Source organism: Paraburkholderia sp. GW821-FHT02A12 (assembly GCF_059422005.1).
The window spans coordinates 1418924-1441826 of record NZ_JBWKWA010000001.1; the positions used below are offsets into that span (position 1 = coordinate 1418924).

15 protein-coding genes, 1 tRNA gene and 2 pseudogenes are annotated in these 22903 nt (G+C 63.0%); 10 read left to right on the forward strand and 8 right to left on the reverse strand.

All coding sequences use genetic code 11. The features are described from left to right. Positions 1-25 precede the first annotated feature (25 nt). Positions 26-1540 (forward strand): nitrogen regulation protein NR(I), encoded by a 1515-nt coding sequence (gene ntrC, locus AC07WT_RS06305; RefSeq protein ID WP_494946445.1) that lies wholly within the window; start codon positions 26-28, stop codon positions 1538-1540. A gap of 119 nt (positions 1541-1659) precedes the next feature. Continuing rightward, positions 1660-3771: a prolyl oligopeptidase family serine peptidase gene (locus tag AC07WT_RS06310; RefSeq protein WP_494946446.1), complete on the forward strand. Its 2112-nt coding sequence runs from the start codon at positions 1660-1662 to the stop codon at positions 3769-3771. Positions 3772-3843: 72 nt separating this feature from the next. On the opposite strand, the gene xth is transcribed toward AC07WT_RS06310, so the two are convergent. Then, positions 3844-4620, reverse strand: coding sequence for an exodeoxyribonuclease III (xth, locus tag AC07WT_RS06315; protein ID WP_492595213.1), 777 nt, complete (start codon positions 4618-4620; stop codon positions 3844-3846). 222 nt (positions 4621-4842) lie between these two features. Here xth and AC07WT_RS06320 point away from each other — a divergent pair, with 222 nt between their 5' ends. Both AC07WT_RS06320 and AC07WT_RS06325 read left to right on the forward strand, forming a co-directional pair. Further along, on the forward strand, positions 4843-5130 hold the full coding sequence (locus AC07WT_RS06320) for a hypothetical protein (RefSeq protein WP_492595214.1): 288 nt from the start codon (positions 4843-4845) through the stop codon (positions 5128-5130). A 91-nt stretch (positions 5131-5221) separates the two neighbouring features. Then, a tRNA-Met gene (locus tag AC07WT_RS06325) sits at positions 5222-5298 on the forward strand. A 76-nt stretch (positions 5299-5374) separates the two neighbouring features. Here AC07WT_RS06325 and AC07WT_RS06330 read toward each other — a convergent pair. Continuing rightward, a complete protein-coding gene (locus AC07WT_RS06330) occupies positions 5375-6073 on the reverse strand; it encodes an aspartate/glutamate racemase family protein (protein WP_494946447.1) in 699 nt (232 codons plus the stop codon). Positions 6074-6280: 207 nt separating this feature from the next. Between AC07WT_RS06330 and AC07WT_RS06335 the strand changes: the two genes are divergently transcribed. Further along, positions 6281-7573: an amidohydrolase family protein gene (locus tag AC07WT_RS06335; protein ID WP_494946448.1), complete on the forward strand. Its 1293-nt coding sequence runs from the start codon at positions 6281-6283 to the stop codon at positions 7571-7573. A gap of 110 nt (positions 7574-7683) precedes the next feature. On the opposite strand, the gene AC07WT_RS06340 is transcribed toward AC07WT_RS06335, so the two are convergent. Further along, a complete protein-coding gene (locus AC07WT_RS06340; RefSeq protein ID WP_494946449.1) occupies positions 7684-9792 on the reverse strand; it encodes a M3 family metallopeptidase in 2109 nt (702 codons plus the stop codon). 337 nt (positions 9793-10129) lie between these two features. On the opposite strand from AC07WT_RS06340, the pseudogene AC07WT_RS06345 reads away from it, so the two are divergent. Next, a pseudogene (locus AC07WT_RS06345) lies at positions 10130-10342 on the forward strand (hypothetical protein); the annotation flags it as partial. A gap of 111 nt (positions 10343-10453) precedes the next feature. Here the strand turns inward: AC07WT_RS06345 and folD are convergent. After that, positions 10454-11311: a bifunctional methylenetetrahydrofolate dehydrogenase/methenyltetrahydrofolate cyclohydrolase FolD gene (folD, locus tag AC07WT_RS06350; protein WP_494946450.1), complete on the reverse strand. Its 858-nt coding sequence runs from the start codon at positions 11309-11311 to the stop codon at positions 10454-10456. A gap of 43 nt (positions 11312-11354) precedes the next feature. Here folD and AC07WT_RS06355 point away from each other — a divergent pair, with 43 nt between their 5' ends. Then, a complete protein-coding gene (locus AC07WT_RS06355) occupies positions 11355-11528 on the forward strand; it encodes a hypothetical protein (protein ID WP_494946451.1) in 174 nt (57 codons plus the stop codon). Between the two features lie 81 nt (positions 11529-11609). Here AC07WT_RS06355 and AC07WT_RS06360 read toward each other — a convergent pair. From AC07WT_RS06360 to fixL, 3 genes and pseudogenes are all read right to left on the reverse strand, one after another. Further along, positions 11610-11768 (reverse strand): annotated as a pseudogene (locus AC07WT_RS06360) (DUF2950 family protein); the annotation flags it as partial. Between the two features lie 238 nt (positions 11769-12006). After that, complete coding sequence (gene fixJ, locus AC07WT_RS06365) at positions 12007-12651, reverse strand: oxygen response regulator transcription factor FixJ (RefSeq protein WP_492592847.1); 645 nt, start codon at positions 12649-12651, stop codon at positions 12007-12009. Further along, complete coding sequence (gene fixL / locus AC07WT_RS06370) at positions 12648-15164, reverse strand: oxygen sensor histidine kinase FixL (protein ID WP_492592848.1); 2517 nt, start codon at positions 15162-15164, stop codon at positions 12648-12650. Before fixL ends, fixJ begins: the two co-directional genes overlap by 4 nt. A 275-nt stretch (positions 15165-15439) precedes the next feature. Between fixL and aceE the strand changes: the two genes are divergently transcribed. From aceE to lpdA, 3 genes are all read left to right on the forward strand, one after another. After that, a complete protein-coding gene (gene aceE / locus AC07WT_RS06375) occupies positions 15440-18136 on the forward strand; it encodes a pyruvate dehydrogenase (acetyl-transferring), homodimeric type (RefSeq protein WP_494946452.1) in 2697 nt (898 codons plus the stop codon). An 87-nt stretch (positions 18137-18223) separates the two neighbouring features. Then, positions 18224-19867 (forward strand): dihydrolipoyllysine-residue acetyltransferase, encoded by a 1644-nt coding sequence (aceF, locus tag AC07WT_RS06380; protein ID WP_494946453.1) that lies wholly within the window; start codon positions 18224-18226, stop codon positions 19865-19867. A gap of 300 nt (positions 19868-20167) precedes the next feature. Next, on the forward strand, positions 20168-21952 hold the full coding sequence (gene lpdA, locus AC07WT_RS06385; protein WP_494946454.1) for a dihydrolipoyl dehydrogenase: 1785 nt from the start codon (positions 20168-20170) through the stop codon (positions 21950-21952). A 340-nt stretch (positions 21953-22292) separates the two neighbouring features. Here lpdA and AC07WT_RS06390 read toward each other — a convergent pair whose 3' ends face one another. After that, positions 22293-22865 (reverse strand): phasin family protein, encoded by a 573-nt coding sequence (locus AC07WT_RS06390; protein ID WP_115105003.1) that lies wholly within the window; start codon positions 22863-22865, stop codon positions 22293-22295. Between the last annotated feature and the right edge of the window lie 38 nt (positions 22866-22903).

Consider the following 22903-nt stretch of genomic DNA (forward strand, 5'->3'; position numbering starts at 1 on the left):
ACCGCAAGACTTCTGACCGAACTATATGAAGCCGATCTGGATAGTAGACGACGATCAATCGATTCGCTGGGTGCTCGAAAAAGCGCTCGCCCGCGAAAACTTCGCGACACGCAGTTTCGCGAATGTACGCGAGGCATCGGCGGCGCTCGATCACGACAGCCCGCAGGTGCTCGTATCCGATATCAGGATGCCCGGAGGCTCCGGCCTTGAATTGCTGCAAACCGTGCGTGACAAGATGCCCGGCTTGCCGGTCATCATCATGACGGCGTTCTCGGACCTGGATAGCGCGGTTGCCGCATTTCAGGGCGGCGCGTTCGAGTACCTCGCCAAACCGTTCGACGTCGACAAGGCGGTCGAACTGATCCGCCGCGCGGTCGATGAAAGCATGCGCGGCGAACAGACGTGGGACGACCGCGTCGCCGAAGCACCGGAAATGCTCGGCCAGGCGCCGGCGATGCAGGATATGTTTCGCGCGATCGGCCGTTTGTCCCATTCCGCGGCCACCGTGCTCATTACCGGCGAATCAGGCACCGGGAAGGAACTGGTCGCGCGTGCGTTGCACCGACATAGCCCACGCGCGAACGGTCCCTTCATCGCGTTGAACACGGCGGCGATTCCGAAGGATCTGTTGGAATCCGAACTGTTCGGCCATGAGCGCGGCGCGTTCACCGGCGCGCAGGCCATGCGCCAGGGGCGCTTCGAGCAGGCCGAGAACGGCACGCTGTTTCTCGACGAAATCGGCGATATGCCGTTCGATTTGCAGACACGCCTGTTGCGCGTGCTCTCGGATGGGCAGTTCTATCGCGTCGGCGGCCACAATCCGTTGCGCGCCAATGTGCGCGTGATCGCGGCGACGCACCAGAATCTCGAATCGCGCGTGCGGCAGGGTTTGTTCCGCGAGGACTTGTACCACCGGCTCAATGTGATCCGCTTGCGCTTGCCGGCGTTGCGCGAGCGCAGCGAAGACATTCCGCTGCTTACGCGCCACTTCCTGCAAAAGAGTGCGCGCGATCTGGGCGTAGAACCGAAGCGCGTGTCCGAAGAGGCGCTCGCGTATCTCGCGTCGCTGCCGTTTCCGGGCAACGTGCGGCAACTGGAGAATCTCGCCAACTGGCTGACGGTGATGGCGCCGGCGCAGACCATCGAGATCAAGGATTTGCCGCCGGACCTCGGGCCGGCGCAAGCGGGTGTGACCGAACTCGCGGGTGGGGGCGGTGTGCTCGGCACCGGCGAAGCCGGCCTTGCCGGCGGCGCTCCGGTCAGCGGGACCAGCGCGTCGGCGCTTCCGGCCGCGGCAGGCGGCATGCCGGTCGCGACGTCCGTCAGCGCCTGGGAAGGCGGCTTGCGGACCGAAGTCGCGCGGATGTTGCGCGAGAATGCGGCCGACGTCATGGACGAACTCGCGCGCCGTTTCGAAGCCGCAGTGATTCGCGAAGCGCTGGATTTCACGCGTGGACGCAAGGTCGAGGCGGCGGAGCGGCTCGGCATCGGCCGTAATACGATTACGCGCAAGATTCAGGAACTCAACCTCGAGCCTTGAGGTTCGTGCGAGCAGCCGGGGCGGCGTGCAAACCGCTCCGGCTGCTCGTTAACAAGCTCGTCAAAGCCCTCGGGCGCTCGCAAGGCATAATCGACGCTGTTTTCATTCGACAGCTCACAATGCCTGCTTCTCCGGTTCCCTTTCCCTGGCCGCTTTCCCCCGATCCCTTTCTGTCGCTCGAAGCGCTCGACGACCCTGACGCGCTCGCGTGGGTCGAGGCGCAGAATGCCCGCACACGCGCGGCATGGTGCAGCAGCGCGGAATTCGGCACGCTCAAGCAGAAACTCGCCGACGCCTATTTGCCGCGCGAGCGCCCGGTCATCCCCGATCGCTGGAGGGATTGGGCCTACGATCTGTGGCAGGACGAGCGCAATCCGAAAGGCCTCTGGCGGCGTACGCCGTGGGCGGCCTGGCGTAGCGGCGCACCGGTCTGGCAGAACCTGCTCGACTTCGACGCGCTCGGCGCCGCGGAAGGCACGCCGTGGGTCTGCGTCGAACTGGACATTCTCTATCCGGATGGCGATCGGGCGCTGATCACGTTGTCGCCAGGCGGCTCGGATGCGCTGGTGGTCCGCGAGTTCGACATCGACGCGCAGCGTTTCGTCGACGACGGTTTTGTCATCGCGAAGGCAGGAAAGCACACGGCTTCATGGATCGATCGCGACACGCTGTACGTCGGTTGGGACAATGGCCGCAAGACGCTGACGCGCTCCGGTTATCCACGCGAGGTGCGTCGCTGGACGCGCGGTACGGCGCTGGCCGATGCGCCGGTGGTCTACAAGGGTGCGTTCGGCGATATCGGTGTCGAAGCGCATTACGATCCGGTCGAGCAGCGCCACACCGTGGTGAGCAGCGTCGATTTCTTCGATTCGGAAACGTTCTGCCTCGATGTCTCCTCCGGCGCCTGGCGTCAATACGAGGTGCCGCCGCACGTCGCGGTCGGCGGCTGGCAGGGCTGGCTGCTGCTCGAGCCGCGCCTCGATTGGGATTGCAACGGCGTGCGCTTTTCCGGCGGCGCGTTGCTCGCGATCCGCGAAGCCGCGTTTTTGCGCGGCGTGCGCGAGGTGGTGCCGCTCTTCACGCCGACGCCGCAAACCTCCGCCTGCGATTGGACGCATACGCGCAATCATCTGATCGTCTCGTACCTGGAAGACGTGCAGAGCAGGACTGTGCTGTGGACCCCGTCGCAAGCCGCCGATGAAACATGGCAATGGAGCCGGCGCCTCTTTCCGTCACGCGACGATGCGCAAGCCGACGTCTCGGCGGTCGAGCCGACGCTGAACGACGAAGTATTCGTCGATACCGACGATTATCTGCAACCGCCCGCGTACTGGCTCGCCGATCTCGCTCACGACGATCTGGGCGAATGGGAATTGCTCGACCGCTGGCCGACCCAGTTCGATGCTGCGCCGTTCGCCGTGACGCGCGGCCATGCGGTGTCCGCCGACGGCACGCGCGTGCCGTATACCGTGATCGGGCCGCGCGCCGCGCAACCACCTGCTGAGCCGCCAACGCGGCCATGCCTGCTCAACGGCTACGGCGGCTTCGCGATCCCGTTGCTGCCGAGCTATCTGACCGGGCAGGGCATCGGCTGGCTGGAGCGGGGTGGCGTGTATGTGGTCGCGCATATTCGAGGCGGCGGCGAGTTCGGTACAGAGTGGCACACGGCGGCGCAAGGCGAGCATCGTCAGCGTGCCTTCGACGACTTCATCGCGGTCGCCGAGGCGCTGATCGACAGCGGCGTGACGAGTGCCGCGCAACTCGGCATTCAGGGTGGCAGCAACGGCGGCTTGCTGGTGGCGGCATGCATGGTGCAGCGGCCCGAGCTGTTCGGCGCGGTGGTGTGCGAAGTGCCGCTGCTGGACATGAGCCGCTATCACCTGCTGCACGCGGGCGCGTCATGGATCGACGAATACGGCGATCCGGACGAGCCCGAAGAAGCGCACGTGCTGGCCGCTTATTCGCCGTATCACCACGTGTCGGCAGGCGTTGAGTATCCGCCGGTGTTGTTCACCACCTCGACCGCCGACGACCGTGTGCATCCCGCACACGCGCGCAAGATGGCCGCGCGAATGCAGGCGCTCGGGGCCGGCAAGGTCTGGTATCGGGAGAACACGGAAGGCGGGCACGGCGGCTCCGATGAGCTGGAGCAGGCCGAGCATGATGCGATGGTATTCGAGTTCCTGTGGCGCTGTTTGAGCGGCCCGGCAGGGGCTGCGAACGACGCGTAATCAGGCTTGAAGAGGCTTGGCCCCGGAGTCGTGCCGGGTCTTGCCGGGTCTCTTGCCGGACCCGGCCGGAGATCAGTCGATCTGCGCCACGACCGGCGCGTGGTCCGACGGCTGATCCCACTTGCGCGGCGTCTTGTCGACTTCGCAAAACGAGCACGCCTGCGCAAGCGCTTTCGACAGCAGAATGTGATCGATCCGCAGCCCGGCATTGCGGCGGAACGCCATCATCCGGTAGTCCCACCATGAGTAGATTTTCTCCGGCTGGTCGAACAGGCGGAACGCATCGACGAGACCGAGTTCGATCAGCCGCACGAACTCGGCGCGTTCTTCGGGCGACACCAGATTCTGGCCTTCCCACGCTTTCGGATCGTGCACGTCGCGATCTTCCGGCGCGATGTTGTAGTCGCCGAGCAGCGCAAGTTTCGGATACAGCGCCATTTCTTTCGCGATCCAGTCGTGCAGTGCAGCCAGCCAGTGCAGCTTGTACGTGAATTTGTCGGTGCCCGGCGCCTGGCCGTTCGGGAAGTACGCGGAGACGATGCGCACGCCGTCGATGGTCGCGGTGATCACGCGCTGCTGCGGGTCTTCGAAGCCGGCAATATTGCGCACGACGGTGGCTTCTTCGACGTTCAGGCCTTCGCGCACCAGAATGCCGACGCCGTTATACGTCTTCTGGCCCGCGAACCAGCTCCGGTAGCCCTTCGCTTCGAGCTCGGCGCGCGGGAATTTTTCGTCGGGCAGCTTCAGTTCCTGTAAGCACAGGACGTCGGTGTGACTGGTTTCGAGCCAGTCGATCACGTGCTGAAGGCGGACTTTGAGGGAATTGACGTTCCAGGTGGCGATTCGCATGTCGTCGTTCGGTAAATGATGTTCGCCAAGCGGCGAGATTGTGCCGGTTAGCCGGTTTCAGCGCTGCAACCGCCGCTATCATGCACCGGTTTGCAAATTCGGGTCCAGCGCAGCGCAGCAAAGCCGCCAATCCAGCCGTCTCGACGGCCCCCAAATATTTACCTGTCCGCTGCGTTACGCAGCGTATAGTGGAACAACATTCACACGTATCGGGGACGCATCATGGCCGAATTCTATCCTGCCCTTTATAAGGACTTCGAAGTGCATCCGCTGGTGTTTTCGCGGGAGTTCGACAAGTTCGACGGTCACAAGCGTCACGCCGAAGGTTACGACGTCGCGGTGCGCGTCTGCCGTCCGGGCGCAATCGGGGGCTCGAAGGCAAGCCGGGTGTTTCGGCTTGTGTTGCCGGCCACGTTCTCCGATTTCGGCGTCGCCAAACGCAGCGCGAGCCAGTACGGCGCTGACATCATCGACGGCAAAGTGGAAGGCGCGACAGTCTCCGATCTTTGAGCGCGCAGGCGCACGGCATGCATCGTTCGAAATAATTTCGCACGATTGTTTGACGCTCGGCGAACATCTCTATACAATCCGGTTTCTCTGACGCGGGGTGGAGCAGTCTGGCAGCTCGTCGGGCTCATAACCCGAAGGTCGTAGGTTCAAATCCTACCCCCGCAACCAAGCATTGTTGAAAGCCCGCTGGCGCATGCCACGCGGGCTTTTCAACTTCTGGCGATGCTCACGTCGGCAGCGTCGCTCACTCCGAATCGATCGCCCATTCCACCGCGGCCTGCGCATGCAGCGCGGTCGTATCGAACACGGGCAGCGCTGAATCTTCCGGCTTGATCAGCAACGTGATTTCCGTACAGCCGAGAATCACCGCTTGCGCGCCACGCGCGGCAAGCCCTTCGATCACTCGCTGATACACCGCGCGCGAATCGTCGTCCACAGTGCCGTGACACAGCTCGTCGTAAATGATGCGATGCACGTTCGCGCGTCCGGCTTCATCGGGAACCAGCGTGTCGAGGCCGTAGCGCTCGCGCAGGCGCCCCGTGTAGAACGCCTGCTCCATCGTATAGCGTGTGCCGAGCAAGCCCACTCGCTCGATGCCGGCGGCACGCAGCGCAGTGCCGGTCGGATCGGCGATATGCAGAAACGGCACCTTGATCGCCTGTTCAATCGATTCATACACGCGGTGCATCGTGTTGGTCGCGAGCATGACCAGATCGGCGCCGCCGCGTTCGAGGTGCCGCGCGGCATCGGCCATCTGTTCGCCGAGCGCGGCCCAGTCGCCGGCGCGCTGGTTCGCTTCGATCGGCGCGAAGTCGACCGTCAGCATCAGGCTGCGTGCGTTGTGGTGGCCGCCGAGGCGCGCCTTCGCGTGGCGATTCAGGAGCCGGTAATACTCGGTGGACGATTCCCAACTCATTCCGCCGATCACGCCGATGGTTTTCATATGCCTGCTTCCGTTTGATGGATGACGTGCACCGTCGTGCACCGAAGCCGAACGTCGAGTATAGACGGGGCGGTGCGGGCGCAGCCGGTACGGATTCGCGGCTGCGGGCCGGTACGGCGCCTCGATAAAACGCCGGCACGCACCTTCTGACGCCGATAGAATCGATATCGGTCAAAGAGGGTCAAAGACGGTCAAAGGGAGCAATACATGGATCTGATCATCCGCCGCGCGATGCTGCCGCCCAGCGCCGCGCCGCAGCAAAAGCATCCGGTCGACATCGGCATCGAAGCGGGCCGCATCGTCGCGGTCGAGCCGAATCTGGCGGCAGGCGCGCGCGAAGAAATCGACGCGGCCGGCTCGCTCGTTACGCCGCCGTTCGTCGACCCGCATTTCCATATGGACGCGACGCTGTCGTACGGTTTGCCGCGCGTGAATGCGTCGGGCACTCTGCTGGAAGGCATCGCGCTGTGGGGTGAGCTCAAACCGGATCTGACGCAGGAGGCGCTGATCGAGCGCGCGTTGCAGTACTGCGACTGGGCCGTCGCGCGCGGCTTGCTGGCGATCCGCAGTCACGTGGATGTGTGCGACCCGCGCCTGCTCGCGGTCGAGGCGCTGGTCGAGGTGAAACGCCGCGTCGCGCCGTATCTCGACTTGCAACTGGTCGCGTTTCCGCAGGACGGCGTATTGCGCAGCGCCGGCGCATTCGAGAATCTCAAGCGCGCGATTGCGCTGGGCGTCGACGTGGTCGGCGGCATTCCGCATTTCGAGCGCACGATGGCCGACGGCGCTCAATCCGTGCGCCTGTTGTGTGAATACGCGGCGGAGCAGGGCTTGCGCGTCGACATGCATTGCGATGAATCGGATGACCCGATGTCGCGCCACATCGAGACGCTCGCGGCCGAAACGCATCGGCTCGGCATGCAGGGGCGCGTCACCGGTTCGCATCTGACCTCGATGCACTCAATGGACAACTACTACGTCAGCAAGCTATTGCCGCTGATGCGCGAGTCGGGCGTCGCCGCGATCGCCAATCCGCTGATCAACATTACGCTTCAAGGCCGCAGCGACACTTATCCGAAACGGCGCGGCATGACGCGCGTGCCGGAGATGATGGCGGCCGGCATCACCGTCGCGTTCGGCCACGATTGCGTGATGGATCCGTGGTACAGCCTCGGCTCCGGCGACATGCTCGAAGTCGCGCACATGGGCCTGCACGTCGCGCAGATGACGGGCGTCGACGGCATGCACGCGTGCTTCGACGCGGTCACGGTGAACGCCGCGCGCATTCTCGGCCTTGAAGGCTACGGCATCGCGCCGGGCTGCGCGGCGAACCTCGTGATACTCGACGCACGCGATCTGGTCGAAGCGATCCGTCTGCGCGCTGCACGGCTCGCGGTGGTGAGCCGTGGCAAGGTGGTGAGCCGCGCGCCGGCTGCGCGCGCGGCGCTCTCGCTCGAAGGGCGTCCTTCGCAGGTCGACTTCAAACTGCACCGCGCTTAACCGCTGTGCAGAGTGCTTGAAGCCTGAATAAAAAAAGCCGGTGCCTGCTCGCGCAAGTCACCGGCTTTTCTTTCGATCGGCGTTATCAAACGCGCCGCTGTTTCAACTCATCAATGCGCCGCCGCCGGCGTCATGCCGTTGTGGCGCAACAGCGCGTCGATATTCGGCTCGCGGCCGCGGAACGCCTTGAACGATTCCATTGCCGGACGGCTGCCGCCCACTTCCAGAATCTCCTTGCGATAACGCATGCCGGTTACCGCATCGAGCACGCTGCCGCTCGCAGCTTGCGCCGCTTCTTCGAACGCGGCGTAAGCGTCGGCGGACAGAACCTCGGCCCACTTGTAGCTGTAGTAGCCCGCCGCATAACCACCCGCGAAAATATGGCTGAACGTATTCGGCCAACGCGAGAATTCGGCCTGCGGCACCACGTGGAAGCGCTCGTTGATCTCACGTGCGAGTTCGGTGGCGTTCTTCGTGCCGGACGCATCGAAGCCAGTATGCAATTGCATGTCGAACATCGAGAACACGATCTGCCGCAGCGTGCCCAGACCGCTCTGGAAGTTCTTCGCGGCCAGCATCTTGTCGAACAGATCGCGCGGCAGCGGCCTGGCCGTTTCGACGTGCGAAGTCATGTCGCTCAGCACGTCCCACTCCCAGCAGAAGTTCTCCATGAATTGCGACGGCAACTCCACCGCGTCCCATTCGACGCCGTTGATGCCCGACACGCCCAGTTCGTCGACGCGCGTCAACATGTGATGCAGGCCGTGGCCGAACTCGTGGAACAGCGTGATCACTTCGTCGTGCGTGAAGCAGGCGGGCTTACCGCCGACCGGCGCGGAGAAGTTGCAGGTCAGATACGCGACCGGCGTTTGCACACCGCCGTGCGTGTGCTTGTGACGGCCGCGCGCATCGTCCATCCAGGCGCCGCCGCGTTTGCCTTCGCGCGCATAGAGGTCGAGATAGAACTGCGCGACGAGGCCGCCGTCCTGATTCTCGACGCGGAAAAAGCGCACGTCCGGATGCCACACGGCTGCTTCGTCGCGACGGATGCGCACGCCGAACAACGTCTCGGTCACCTTGAAGAGCCCCTTGAATACCGCGTCTTCCGGGAAGTACTGTTTGACCTCGTTTTCGGAGAACGAGTAGCGCTTCTGACGCAGACGTTCAGCGGCGAACGTCATGTCCCACGGCTGCATTTCGGCCATGCCGAGTTCGTTCGCTGCGAATTCGCGCAGTTCCTTCCAGTCCTGTTCCGCATGCGGACGCGCGCGCGTGGCGAGATCTTCGAGGAAGGTCATCACTTGCGCGGGCGATTCGGCCATCTTCGGCGCGAGCGATACTTCGGCGAAGTTGTTGTAGCCGAGCATCTGCGCTTCTTCGGCGCGCAGCTTCAGCTGTTCGGCGAGCACCTCGGTGTTGTCCCATTCGGGCTTGCCGTTGCCGTATTGCGTGCCGAGTTCGGACGCGCGCGTCACGTAGGCGCGGTACATCGCTTCGCGCATCGGACGATTTTCCGAGTACTGCATCACCGGGAAATACGACGGGAAGTGCAGCGTGAATTTATAACCGGTCTTGCCGTCGCGTTCGGCGGCTTCCTTCGCGGCTTCGATTACGTCTTCGGGCAGGCCGGCCAGTTCGGCCTCGTTGCCGGCTTCGACGAGATACGCGTAGGCGTTGGTCGCGTCGAGCACATGATCCGAAAACGCCTTCGACAACGCCGCCTGGCGTTCCTGCAATTCGGCGAAATGCGGCTTCTGGTTTTCCGGCAATTCCGCGCCGGACAAACGGAAGTCGCGCAGCGCATTGCCGAGGATCTTCTTGCGCTCGCCGGTGAGCGACGCGAAATCGCTGCTCGCGTTGAGCGCCTTGTACTTCTCGTACAACGCGAGATTCTGTCCGACGCTCGACCAGAATTCAGTCACGCGCGGCAGATTCTCGCCGTACACGGCACGCAACTCCGGCGTGTCGGCCACGGCGTTCAAATGACCGACCACGCTCCAGGCGCGCGAGAGCGGCTCGGTGGCGCGCTCGACCGGTTCGACCACGTCGGCCCATGAGGCGGGCGTGATGGGCTGGGCGGCGCGTTCGACGGCGGCGCTCGCATTGGCGAGCAGTACGTCCAGAGCGGGCGTGACGTGTTCGGGGCGGATCTCGCCAAAGCGCGGCAGGTCGGAGAAATCGAGGAGCGGATTGTCGTGTGTCGAGGGGGTAGTGGACATAAGGCTTCCTGTCTGACGCGGGTGAACGGGTAATCTCGGTGAAGCGACGCAGTGAATCGGCGGGCGCGCTGACAACCCAGGCGCGCCCGATATAGCCATTATTGGGGCAGGGCGCGCCGATTCCAATCCGTCGGCAGACAAATTATCAGATGTTGCGGCGCTGCGCGCGGGCGCGGTGTGCCGCGCGGATGCTGACGCGGCGCTCATGCAGCGCTCATGCAGCGCTTATGTGGTGGATATGCGCAAGGAATTGGCCGCTTCGCTCCGTGCGAAAACGAACGGTGAAAATTGCTGCTACGCCGCATTGTGGCGTGTCGCCGCCCGCCAGCGGCGCTCACTGTACGGCTGGCGCGAACGGATCGACATCAACGGGCTGATGGCCCTCGCCCTGGTGATGGTTTTTCTCGTGTTCCGCGATACTGCCGGCGCTCAGCCGCTGTTCTATCTGGCCTTCGTGTGCGGCGTGCTGACCTGGTGCCGGCGGCGTCTTGCGCGCTCGGGTACGCCGCTCGGCGCCGGCATCTCTACACGCGATCGCGTCGCGCGCTGAGGGCGCTGGGGGCGCTGAAGGGGCTGGCGTGATTCGCTGCCAATGACTGAAGCATCAAATGCCGGCGAACGTGCTGCGCCGGCATTGCCCTCATTGCCCTGTCTGTCGTTTTTATGCTGTCGCGGCTTCGCGTTCTGCGGCTTCGATCGTATTGACGAGCAGCATCGTGATGGTCATCGGACCGACGCCGCCCGGCACCGGCGTAATGTAGCCGGCCACTTCCTTGACGCCCGCGAAATCGACGTCGCCGCACAGCTTGCCGGCCTCGTCGCGATTCATGCCGACGTCGATCACGGCTGCGCCCGGCTTCACCATGTCCGCGGTGAGAATGTTGCGCAAGCCAGTGGCGGCGACCACCACGTCGGCGTTGCGCGTATGGGCGGCCAGATCGCGCGTCTTGCTATGGCAGATCGTCACGGTCGCGCCGGCTTCGAGCAGCAGCAGAGCCATCGGCTTGCCGACGATGTTCGAGCGGCCGATCACCACCGCGTTCGCGCCTTTCAGCGGAATTTCGTACGCGGCCAGCATTTTCATCACGCCGTACGGCGTGCACGGACGGAACAGCGGTTGGCCGGTCAGCAGCGCGCCGGCATTGGCGACGTGAAAACCGTCGACGTCCTTTTCCGGGGCGATTGCCTCGATCACCTTGTGGCTGTCGATATGCGGCGGCAGCGGCAGCTGCACCAGAATGCCGTGGATGCGCGGATCGCGGTTCAGTTCGTCGATGCGAGCGAGCAGGTCGGCTTCCGGCAAGTCGGCCGGATAGCGGTCGAACGACGAACCGAGGCCGTTGTCGTGGCACGCCTTGACCTTGTTGCGCACGTACACTTCGCTGGCGGGATTGTCGCCGACCAGCACCACGGCGAGGCCCGGCTGATGGCCGCGGGCGGTGAGGGCGGCGGCGCGCGCGGCGACGTCGGCGCGCAGGGTCTTGGAAAGGGCTAGGCCGTCGATCAGTTTGGCAGTCATGGTCGGTCGAGATGGGCGGTTTGGAAAGCGGGACAACGCTGGCGTGCTGGCGCACAGCACGCTTGGCGGCGCTTTTTCCGCGAGCCTGTCGGTTCTGGAAAAGCGCGCGGCGCGAATCGGAAAGACGCGCGCCGCTGCGAAGTCCAACATTATACCGGCGCAGCCCTCGAGTGCCGCGCGGCGCCGCGCGCGCCTGATGCCGTGCCAGGCCAATTAAGGCCGCTTAGCCGCTCAAGGCCATTCAAGGCCATTCAAGGCCGCTCGACGCTATGGCTAGCTATCGGCCCGCCGGCTGCGCTTACTGCTGCACCGTCTGCCAGGAGTCATCCGGATCGAACGATTTGATGACGGCCGCGGCACGCGCGGTTTGCGGCCCCAGATTCTTCTGATCAACCTGACCGTCCTGATTGACGATGAACGTCATCACGCCCGTCTTGCCGTATTCGGTCGGCGAGGCGAACCATGCGGCTCGCCGTCATCGCGCGCGGCAGAAAGCGGAAAGCGGAGAAGCGGAGAAGCGGAGAAGCGGAGAAGCGGAGAAGCGGAGAAGCGGAGAAGCGGAGAAGCGGAGAAGCGGAGAAGCGGAGAAGCGGAGAAGCGGAGAAGCGGAACAACAGGGGCGGGCCGGACTTTCGACAGTCCGGCCGCGTCACGCCTCAGAGGCGTTCAGGTGAAGCGTGCAACGCTTGTTGTACTCATTGCGCCTGCTGCGGCTTGTTCGACAACGCGAGTCGCAGCAGATCGGCGACCGTGTTGACGTTGAGCTTTTCCATAATGTTCGCGCGGTGTGCTTCGACCGTCTTGATGCTGATGCCGAGATCGTCGGCGATCTGCTTGTTCAGGCGGCCCGCGATGATGCGCTCGAGCACCTGATGTTCACGCGCGGTCAGCTTGCCCAGACGCTCGGCGGCGGCGCGTTGTTGCTGCACGCTGGTGCTTTCGCTGCGCGCCTTGTCGAGCATGCGCTCGACCAGCTTGCGCAACTCGGCTTCGTCGAACGGTTTTTCGATAAAGTCCATCGCGCCTTTTTTCATCGTCGACACCGCCATCGGCACGTCGCCGTGACCCGTCACGAAGATGATCGGCAGCGACGCGTTGTCGGCGATCAGGCGTTCCTGCAACTCGAGCCCGCTCATGCCGGACATCCGCACATCGAGAATCAGACACGCGATCTGGCCAGGGTGCTGATGCGGTTGCCAGGCGTCGATGAACTGCTCGGCGCTGAAAAAGCATTGCACGCGGTAGCCGTTCGCCTCCAGCAGCCAGCGCAGCGAATCTCGCACGGCCTCGTCGTCGTCGACGACAAAGACAGTTTCCTGGGTGGTGACTGGGCTGTTCATAGCTCTCCCGTAACGGTTTGTGGTGTCGGCGCCTCTGACCCGCCGTTGCTCGGGCCGTCAGGCTCTCCAATAGGCAGACTGCAATGGAACGTGGCGCCTGTGATGTGGCCGTCGGATTCGACGTTGTTCACCACCCACAAGCGGCCGCGGTGCGATTCGATAATCGAACGGCAAATGTTCAGCCCCATGCCCATACCGTCGGACTTGGTACTGTAAAACGGTTCGAACAGCCGCTCGGCTGTCGCTTCGTCGACGCCCGGTCCCTGGTCGACGACGCTGATGCAGACAAACCCGCTCTCCAGCCGCACGACCACGCGTATCACCGGATCGACCGCGTTCGGCCGTGCTTCGGCCATCGCTTCGGCACCGTTCTTCAGCAGGTTGACCAGCACCTGCTCGATCAGCACCGGGTCGACATAGATCACCGGCAGGCGCGAGCGCAGATCGGTGACGATGCGAATGCGCCGCTTGCGCGCTTCGATTTCGGCCAGACCCACCGCGTCCGCGACGATATCGGCCACGCGCGTGGCCTGCCGTTTCGGCTCGCTGCGTTTGACGAACTCGCGGATGCGCTTGATGATCATGCCGGCCCGCACCGCCTGTTGGGCGGTCTTTTCGAGCACGGGCAACAGATTGTCAGGCGTCGTTCGACCGGATTTAACCAGTGCCACGGTTCCGGAGCAATAGTTATTGATGGCGGCGAGCGGCTGATTCAGTTCGTGAGCCAGCGACGACGCCATTTCGCCCATCGTCATCAGGCGGCTGGTGAACTGCAGCTTCTCGTCCTGCTGACGCGAGAGTTCCTGAGCCTGCTTGCGCGTGGTGATGTCGGTCGCGATCTGCATCTGCGCGAGGTGGCCGTCCACCCATTGAATGTACTGACGGCGCACTTCGAACCATTTCTGGATGCTTTGCACATAGATTTCCTGTGCGTCGGCGGTGCTTTCGGTCAACGCGGCAGCAGGCAGGCCCGCATAGGCGTCCACCATATCGATCGAATCGGACGACGCCTGTGCGCTATCGAACCCGGCGCCCGCCAATTCCAGATGACCGTCCGGGCGGATACCGAAGAGGTGGCGATAGTAGCGGTTGGCGAACAGCAGTTCGGCCTCGTCGGCGGCCAGCACCGAGACGGCGGCGTCGAGGCTTTCGAGCACGGTGGTGAAGCGCTCGTGCGCGGCCGCGAGTTCCTCGCGTGCGCGTTTCGGCTCGGTGATGTCGGTCATCGACGACATCCAGCCGGTCTGGCGGCCCGAGCTGTCGATCAGCGGCGACACATAGAGACGTGCGTGGAACAGCGAGCCGTCCTTGCGGCGCACCCGCAATTCGAAACCTGAGGAGGGCGCCTTGCCGCGCAAGGTCATGTCGAGCTGCCGCTGCATCTCAGGGTAGGCGTCGCGCGGCCAGTAGGCGAACGGCGCATTCTTGCCGACCAGGTCGCTTTCGTCCCAGCCGGTCATGCGGCAAAACGCCGGATTGACGTGGGTGATGCGGCCATGCATGTCGAGCACCCGCATGCCGATCAACACCGAGTTTTCCATCGCGCGGCGAAAGAAGGCTTCGGCGTACAGCGCCTGCTGCGCTTCGAAGCGTTGCCGCGTGTGTTTCCACAGGCTCCACAGACTCCACAACACGAAGCACGACAGGCCGGCCACCAGCCAGACCAGCGTGTTGTTGGTGAAGTTGGTCATCTGCGGGAACGCGTATACGCGCACCGAAACGCCCTGGCCCGGCGGGTCGAGCGGCAGGTCGTAGAACATGTCGCGCGGCAGGCGCGGGCGGGTCGACGTGGTAGTCAACTCGCGGTTGTTCACGTCGATGATCGAGATTTTGTATTTGGCCGACAGCTCGGGCGGAATGTCGTGCTTCAGGATCCCTTCCACCGAGAACACTGCAGCGATCGTGCCGAGGAAATCGCGGTCGCGGTACACCGGCGTTTGCAGCGTGATGTAGCCGTTGCGCAGGTCGTCGTAAATGAGCGGCGAGTACACCTGGCGGCGCGTGCTGCGTGCCTCGGCGAACGCGGCTTTGACGGCCTCGTCCATTTGCGAATCGTTTGGTTTGGCAAGCCGCTGGCCGAACACCGGCAGTGCAGTATTGGGCCAGCGTGGCTGCTGCTGGCTCGTGTACCAGTTCATGTAGAGGATTTCGGGATGCCCCTGCATGATGTCCGTGGTGGACACCTGGAACGAATGCGGATCCGAATGGCCGGCGGCGAGGTCGCGGGCGAGCGCCTGGATCTGTTCCTGCGCGCCCGTCATGGACAGGCGGATCTGCTGCTGCGCCCACGCGACGTTACGGTAGAGGGTGTCTTCCTGCTGCTGCTGTTCGCGCCGGTTCAGGCTCCACAGAATCAGGCTCATGACGACCAGGAAAACCAGGATCGACAGGAGCGGCGTCAGCAAATAGGAGTTCGACCACCATGGTCCATGGTGCCAGCGGGAGGACGGCGTCGAATCCGCCGGCGAACCGGCGGTGCGCGCCGAGCGTGCGAAAAGCCGTTCGGTCAACATGCGTGGCATTGTAGCGCAGCGTGTCACTAGCAAATGCCGCAAAAAAGCACTGAAAGTAACGATAACCGGCGCAAACTAGCCGACGTATCCGTCGATCGGCAGTCAGATCAGGGTGCGCCGCAACAATTTTCCGCATTATGAGAAGTGATCTCGTAATTTGAAAATTTTGTTGCGCGGACGTCGGGACCCTTATTACAATCGGCCGAAGCTGCCGCGGCCGTGCCTCGTCCGCGTCGTCTGTCCAAAGAGCGTTCCTCTATATCCAGGAGACGAGCATGTCCGCTGTACCCGACGAAGTCATGAAATATGTCGCCGCCGAAAAAGACGACGATCCCCAGGAAACCGGCGAATGGCTGGAAGCGCTGGATGGCGTGATTTCTGCTGTGGGCCCTGACCGCGCTCACTACCTCATCGAAAAGCAAATCGAATTTGCCCGCGTGCACGGCGAACATCTGCCGTTCTCCGCCAACACCCCGTACATCAACACGATTCCGGTCACGCGCCAGACTCCGATTTCCGGCGACCAGGACCTTGAACACCGCATCCGCTCGTACACGCGCTGGAACGCCATCGCAATGGTGCTGCGCGCCGGCAAGGACACGAATGTCGGCGGCCACATCGCATCGTTCGCGTCGGCCGCCACGCTGTACGACGTCGGCTACAACCATTTCTGGCATGCGCCGTCGGATAACCATGGCGGCGACCTCGTGTTCGTGCAAGGCCACTCGTCGCCGGGTGTGTACTCGCGCGCATTCCTGCTCGGCCGTCTGACCGAAAACCAGCTCGACAACTTCCGTCAGGAAGTGGGCGGCGAGGGCATCTCGTCGTATCCGCATCCGTGGCTGATGCCGGACTTCTGGCAATTCCCGACCGTCTCGATGGGCCTCGGCCCGATCATGGCGATCTATCAGGCGCGCTTCATGAAGTACATGCAGGCGCGCGGCATCGCGAAGACCGACGGCCGCAAGGTCTGGGCCTTCCTCGGCGACGGCGAAACGGATGAGCCGGAATCGCTCGGCGCAATCGGCATGGCCGGCCGCGAACGCCTCGACAACCTCGTGTTCGTGATCAACTGCAACCTGCAGCGCCTGGATGGCCCGGTGCGCGGTAACGGCAAGATCATCCAGGAACTCGAAAGCGAATTTCGCGGCGCCGGCTGGAACGTCATCAAGGTGATCTGGGGCAGCCGCTGGGATGCGCTGTTCCAGCGCGACAAGTCGGGCGCGCTGATGCGCCGGATGATGGAAGTCGTCGACGGCGAATATCAGACGTACAAGTCGGAATCGGGCGCGTACGTTCGCGAGCACTTCTTCAATTCGCCGGAACTGAAGGCGCTGGTTGCCGACTGGTCCGACGAGGACATCTGGAACCTGAACCGCGGCGGCCACGATCCGCACAAGATCTACGCTGCGTTTTCGGAAGCCACCAACACGAAGGGCCAGCCGACCGTGATCCTCGCCAAGACGATCAAGGGCTACGGCATGGGCGAAGCCGGTCAGGCGATGAACATCACCCACCAGCAGAAGAAGATGCAGGTGGATCAGCTGAAGAAATTCCGCGACCAGTTCCGTCTGCCGATCTCCGACGAAGACATCGTCAACGTGCCGTACCTCAAGTTCGAAGAAGGTTCAAAGGAACTCGAGTACATGCGCAGCCGCCGCCAGGAACTGGGTGGCTATCTGCCGGCGCGCCGTCAGAAGGCCGAGTCGCTGCCGGTGCCGGAACTGTCGGCTTTCGAGCCGCTTCTGAAGGGCACGGGCGAAGGCCGCGAAATCTCCACGACGATGGCGTTCGTGCGGATCCTGAACATCCTGCTGAAAGACAAGGCGCTCGGTAAGCGCGTCGTGCCGATCGTGCCGGACGAATCGCGTACCTTCGGCATGGAAGGCCTGTTCCGCCAGATCGGCATCTGGAATCAGGACGGCCAGAAGTACGTGCCGGAAGATTCCGACCAGCTGATGTTCTACCGTGAGTCGGAAACCGGGCAGATCCTGCAGGAAGGCATCAACGAAGCCGGCGGCATGTCGGACTGGATCGCAGCCGCGACGTCGTACTCGACGCACGGCGAGATCATGATCCCGTTCTACATCTTCTACTCGATGTTCGGCTTCCAGCGTATCGGCGACCTGGCATGGGCGGCGGGCGACATGCGCTCGCGCGGCTTCCTGCTGGGCGGCACTGCCGGCCGTACGACGCTGAACGGCGAAGGCCTGCAGCACGAAGACGGCCACTCGCTGCTGTGGGCCGCTTCGGTGCCGAACTGCATCAGCTACGATCCGACCTTCGGTTACGAACTCGCGGTCATCATGCAGGACGGTCTGCGCCGCATGGTCGCCGAGCAGGAAGACGTGTACTACTACATCACGGTGATGAACGAAAACTACGAGCACCCGGCGATGCCGCAGGGCGATGCTGTAGCGGCCGACATCATCAAGGGCATGTACGCGTTCAGGAAGGCAGAAGCCGACAAGAAGGCGCCGCGCGTGCAACTGATGGGCGCGGGCACGATCTTCAACGAGGTGATCGCCGCCGCCGACCTGCTGAAAAACGACTGGGGCGTCGCCGCCGACCTCTGGAGCGTGCCGAGCTTCACCGAGCTCGCGCGCGAAGGTCACGAAGTGCAGCGCTGGAACCTGCTGCACCCGACGGAAGAAAAGAAGCTCTCGCACGTCGAGAAGCTGCTGAAGGACGCACAAGGTCCGGTGATCGCCTCGACCGACTACGTGCGTGCGCTGACCGAGCAGATCCGCGCGTTCGTGCCGCAACGTTTCGTCGTGCTGGGCACGGACGGCTACGGCCGTTCGGACACGCGTGAAAAGCTGCGCCACTTCTTCGAAGTCGACCGCTACTGGGTCACGGTTGCCGCGTTGAATGCACTGGCAGATGAAGGCACGATCGAACGCAAGGTCGTCGCCGAGGCGCTCAAGAAATACAACCTTGATCCCGCCAAACCCAACCCGATGACCGTCTAAGGGCATCATTCCCCGTGTGCCACGGCGTGCGCGCCTGTCCCTGATCGTCAGGGGCGGGCCGCGTGCGCGGCCCAGGAGACACTAACAATGAGTCAAGCGATCGAAATCAAGGTGCCGGACATCGGCGATTACAAGGACATCCCTGTGATCGAGGTGCTGGTGAAGGCGGGTGATACCGTCGAAAAAGAGCAGTCGCTCGTGACGCTGGAGTCCGACAAGGCGACCATGGACGTGCCGAGTTCGGCTGCGGGCGTCGTCAAGGAAGTGAGGGTCAAGGTTGGCGACAACGTGTCGGAAGGCTCGCTGATCGTCGTGCTGAATGGAGCACAAGGCGGTGCCGCTGCTTCGCCTGCACCGGCTCCGGCGCCTGCTGCCGCACCGGCCGCTGCTGCGCCCGCCCCGGCGCCGGCTGCAAGCGGCGGCGGTCTGCAAGAAGTCAAAGTGCCGGATATCGGCGACTACAAAGATATTCCCGTGATCGAAATCGCGGTGAAGGTCGGCGATCGTGTCGAGAAAGAGCAGTCGCTGGTGACGCTCGAATCCGACAAGGCGACCATGGACGTGCCGAGCACGGCCGCGGGCATCGTCAAGGAGTTGAAGGTCAAGGTGGGCGATACCGTGTCGGAAGGCTCGGTGATCGTCGTGGTGGAAGCCGAGGGTGGCGCGGCTGCGCCGGCTCCCGCGCCGAAGCAGGAAGCAGTCGAGAAGCCGTCGGATGAGCCGGCCGTACCGTCGCCCGCTCCGGCGTCGCCGTCAGCGCTCGCGCAAGCGCCGGTGATTCCGGCCGGCGAAGGCGGCGCGCGGCGCCCGAGCCATGCATCGCCGTCCGTGCGCAAGTTCGCGCGCGAACTCGGCGTCGATGTGACGCAAGTGCAGGGCACGGGTCCGAAGGGCCGTATTACGCAAGCGGACGTGACCGCCTTCATCAAGGGCGTCATGAGCGGCCAGCGTGCTGCTCCGGCAGGTGCGGCTGCACCGGCCGCGGCCGGCGGCGGCGAGTTGAACCTGCTGCCGTGGCCGAAGGTCGACTTCACCAGGTTCGGCCCGATCGATCCGAAGCCGCTGTCGCGCATCAAGAAGATTTCGGGCGCGAATCTGCATCGCAACTGGGTCATGATTCCGCACGTCACGAACAACGACGAAGCGGACATCACCGAACTCGAAGCACTGCGCGTGCAGTTGAACAAGGAAAACGAAAAGGCCGGCGTGAAGATCACGATGCTGGCGTTCGTGATCAAGGCTGTCGTCTCCGCCCTGAAGAAATTCCCGACGTTCAACGCCAGCCTCGACGGCGACAACCTCGTGTTCAAGCAGTACTACCACGTGGGCTTTGCTGCCGATACGCCGAACGGCCTGGTGGTTCCGGTGATTCGCGACGCGGACAAGAAGGGTCTGGTCGAGATCGCCAAGGAAATGACCGACCTGTCGAAGGCGGCGCGCGAAGGCAAGCTGAAGCCGGATCAGATGCAAGGCGGTTGCTTCTCGATTTCTTCGCTGGGCGGGATTGGCGGCACGAACTTCACGCCGATCATCAATGCGCCTGAAGTCGCCATTCTCGGTTTGTCGCGTGGCGCGATGAAGCCGGTGTGGGATGGGAAGCAGTTTGTGCCGCGATTGATGTTGCCGCTGTCTTTGTCGTATGACCATCGCGTGATCGATGGGGCGGAAGCGGCGCGCTTCAATGCGTACCTTGGGTCGATTCTTGCCGATTTTCGGCGTGTGATTCTTTGATCTTTTGATGATTGCCTGCGGCGCGGATTGCTTTTTTGTTAATTGGTTATCCGCGTCTCTTCGTTGAACCTGCATTCTTATCGGTCTATTGGCGTCGCCCCTGTGCGGGGCGGCACCTACTTTTCTTTGCCTTGCCGAAGAAAAGTAGGCAAAAGAAAGGCGCGCACCCCAAGGGGACTTCCCGCGGGGCGTCCTTCGGTGGACGGCAAAGGCTGATTCCGTTCGGCGCGCCGCCAGCTTTCAGGCTGATTTTTCTCCGGTTCTTCGCTTCATCAACGATCAATAAGAGAAGGGGACACTATGAGTCTCGTCGAAGTAAAAGTGCCGGATATCGGTGACTTCAAAGACGTCGATGTCGTCGAAGTCAATATCAAACCGGGCGATGTCATCGAGAACGAACAGGCGCTGATGACGCTCGAGTCCGATAAGGCCTCCATCGAAGTGCCGAGCGATATCGCCGGCACCGTCAAGGAAGTCCGCGTCAAAGCCGGCGACAAAGTCTCGCAAGGCACGATCATCGCGCTCGTCGAAACGTCAGCGGATGCAGCTCCGGCTAACGCACCAGAGAAAGCGCCCGCTCAAGCGGCACCGCAAGCCGCGGCCGCGCCTGCACCTGCACCTGCACCCAGGGCGGCCGCTCCCGCACCGCAGGCCGGTAGTTTCTCCGGCAGCGCCGACATCGAGTGCGACATGCTCGTGCTGGGTTCGGGCCCCGGCGGTTACTCCGCTGCATTCCGCTCGGCCGACCTCGGCATGAAGACGGTGCTGGTCGAACGCTATGCAACGCTCGGCGGCGTCTGTCTGAACGTCGGTTGTATCCCGTCGAAGGCGCTGCTGCACACGGCCCTCATGATCGACGAAGCGGAAGCGCTCGGCGCGCACGGCATCACGTTCGCCAAGCCGCAAATCGACCTCGACAAGCTGCGCGACTTCAAGTCGGGCGTCGTCAAGAAGCTCACCGGCGGTCTCGCCGGCATGGCGAAGATGCGCAAGGTCGAAGTCGTGACGGGCACCGGCGCGTTCGTCGATCCGTATCACATGGAAGTGCAGACCGGGGGCGGCAAGAAGGTCGTCAGGTTCAAGCAGGCCATCATCGCCGCGGGCTCGGAAGCGGTGAAGCTGCCGTTCATTCCGGAAGATCCGCGCGTGGTCGATTCGACCGGCGCGCTCGAACTGCGCCAGATCCCGCAACGCATGCTCGTGATCGGCGGCGGCATCATCGGCCTCGAAATGGCGACGGTGTATGCGACGCTCGGCGCGCAGATCGACGTGGTCGAAATGCTCGACGGTCTGATGAACGGTGCGGATCGCGATCTGGTCAAGGTCTGGGAGAAGTACAACAGCAAGCGTTTTGCCAACGTCATGCTGAAGACCAGGACCACCGCAGCGGAGGCGAAAGACGACGGCATCTACGTGTCGTTCGAAGGCGAAAAGGCCCCGCCCGAAGCGCAACGCTATGACCTCGTGCTGGTCTCCGTCGGCCGTACGCCGAACGGCAAGAGGATCGGCGCGGACAAGGCTGGCGTCGCGGTAACGGATCGCGGCTTCATCGACGTCGACAAGCAGATGCGCACGAACGTCCCGCACATCTTCGCAATCGGCGATATCGTCGGTCAGCCGATGCTTGCGCACAAAGCCGTGCATGAAGCTCACGTGGCCGCCGAAGTCGCACACGGCGAAAAGGCCTACTTCGACGCGCTGCAGATTCCGTCGGTGGCCTACACCGATCCTGAAGTGGCATGGGCCGGCAAGACGGAAGACCAGTTGAAGGCCGAAGGCATCAAGTATGGCAAGGCAGTGTTCCCGTGGGCCGCGTCAGGCCGCGCAATCGCCAACGGCCGCGATGAAGGCTTCACCAAGCTGATCTTCGACGAAGAAACGCATCGCGTGATCGGCGGCGGGATCGTCGGTCTGAATGCCGGCGACCTGATCAGCGAAATCTGCCTCGCGATCGAAATGGGTGCGGACGCAACGGATATCGGTAAGACGATTCATCCGCATCCGACGCTCGGCGAATCGATCGGTATGGCCGCCGAGTTGTATGAAGGCGTCTGCACCGACTTGCCACCGCAGAAAAAGAAGTAACGCTGAAGGGGGCCGTTCGCATCTGAGCGGTCTTCCAGAAGCAGGCATCAAAGAAAAACGGCGCATCCTGTAAAGGGATGCGCCGTTTTTCTAATGCAGCAAGCAGAGCAGCGCGTTTGCCGGCTGGGACATGGAACCCGCGGAACCCGCGGGAACCCGCGTAAAACTCAGCAAGCCGCGGGAAAAAAAATCCCGGCCTTCGCCGGGCAAACGATACGCTGTTCAACGTATCGGAGCGTTCGGCCGTGCAGCGCGACGTAAGGCTACGTGGCACCGCGCGGCGCTGTTGCTTTCGATACCGCCGGCCTTGCTTGGCGCGAGGCCGGCTCGTTGTTGAACCTTAAACCGCCTTCTTGGTCGAGCGCGATGCTTGCGCCGCGGCTTGCGAAGCTGCCTTCGATGCGGCTGTAGCAGCTGCATTGAAGTTGCTTTCGGCGATTTCGACAGCTTGCTTGGTCGCCTTGTGAACCGTTTCGTACGTGGTGTTGGCGGCGGTGATAGCCGACTTCATCACGGCGACTGCGGTTTCCGAGCCGGCCGGTGCATTCTTCGCAACGTTTTCGACGAGCGATTGAACCTTGCGGTTCTGCTCTTCGAATTGCGCTTCAGCAACGCGGGTGAATTCACCTTGCGTAGCCGAAACGATTTCATACACGTGACGACCATACGACAGCGCCTTTTCAGCCACCGGCTGCGCGAGGCTGGCTTGCAGCGCCAGCAGTTCCTGCGCGTCCTTCACCGACAATGCACGTTGCGCGTTTTCCTGGCTTTCCGCGAGCGTTGACTTCACGACTTGCAGGTTCAGCTCAACCAGCTTTTCGACACCTTCAAATGCTTTGGTCGTCAGGCCGAACAACGTTTCAAAGTTGGCTTTCTGGGCTGCGGCGAATTGCTCAGGGGTCAGCAGAGTCATGGTTTACGCTCCTGGATTACGGTCTGTCTGTGCGGACC

Coding starts and splice junctions, on each gene's coding strand:
- aceE (WP_494946452.1), top strand. CDS start 15,440: ATGTCCGCTGTACCCGACGAAGTCATGAAATATGTCGCCGCCGAAAAA.
- folD (WP_494946450.1), bottom strand. CDS start 11,311: ATGACTGCCAAACTGATCGACGGCCTAGCCCTTTCCAAGACCCTGCGC.
- AC07WT_RS06330 (WP_494946447.1), bottom strand. CDS start 6,073: ATGAAAACCATCGGCGTGATCGGCGGAATGAGTTGGGAATCGTCCACC.
- lpdA (WP_494946454.1), top strand. CDS start 20,168: ATGAGTCTCGTCGAAGTAAAAGTGCCGGATATCGGTGACTTCAAAGAC.
- AC07WT_RS06310 (WP_494946446.1), top strand. CDS start 1,660: ATGCCTGCTTCTCCGGTTCCCTTTCCCTGGCCGCTTTCCCCCGATCCC.
- AC07WT_RS06335 (WP_494946448.1), top strand. CDS start 6,281: ATGGATCTGATCATCCGCCGCGCGATGCTGCCGCCCAGCGCCGCGCCG.
- AC07WT_RS06320 (WP_492595214.1), top strand. CDS start 4,843: ATGGCCGAATTCTATCCTGCCCTTTATAAGGACTTCGAAGTGCATCCG.
- ntrC (WP_494946445.1), top strand. CDS start 26: ATGAAGCCGATCTGGATAGTAGACGACGATCAATCGATTCGCTGGGTG.
- AC07WT_RS06340 (WP_494946449.1), bottom strand. CDS start 9,792: ATGTCCACTACCCCCTCGACACACGACAATCCGCTCCTCGATTTCTCC.
- fixL (WP_492592848.1), bottom strand. CDS start 15,164: ATGTTGACCGAACGGCTTTTCGCACGCTCGGCGCGCACCGCCGGTTCG.
- aceF (WP_494946453.1), top strand. CDS start 18,224: ATGAGTCAAGCGATCGAAATCAAGGTGCCGGACATCGGCGATTACAAG.
- fixJ (WP_492592847.1), bottom strand. CDS start 12,651: ATGAACAGCCCAGTCACCACCCAGGAAACTGTCTTTGTCGTCGACGAC.
- xth (WP_492595213.1), bottom strand. CDS start 4,620: ATGCGAATCGCCACCTGGAACGTCAATTCCCTCAAAGTCCGCCTTCAG.
- AC07WT_RS06390 (WP_115105003.1), bottom strand. CDS start 22,865: ATGACTCTGCTGACCCCTGAGCAATTCGCCGCAGCCCAGAAAGCCAAC.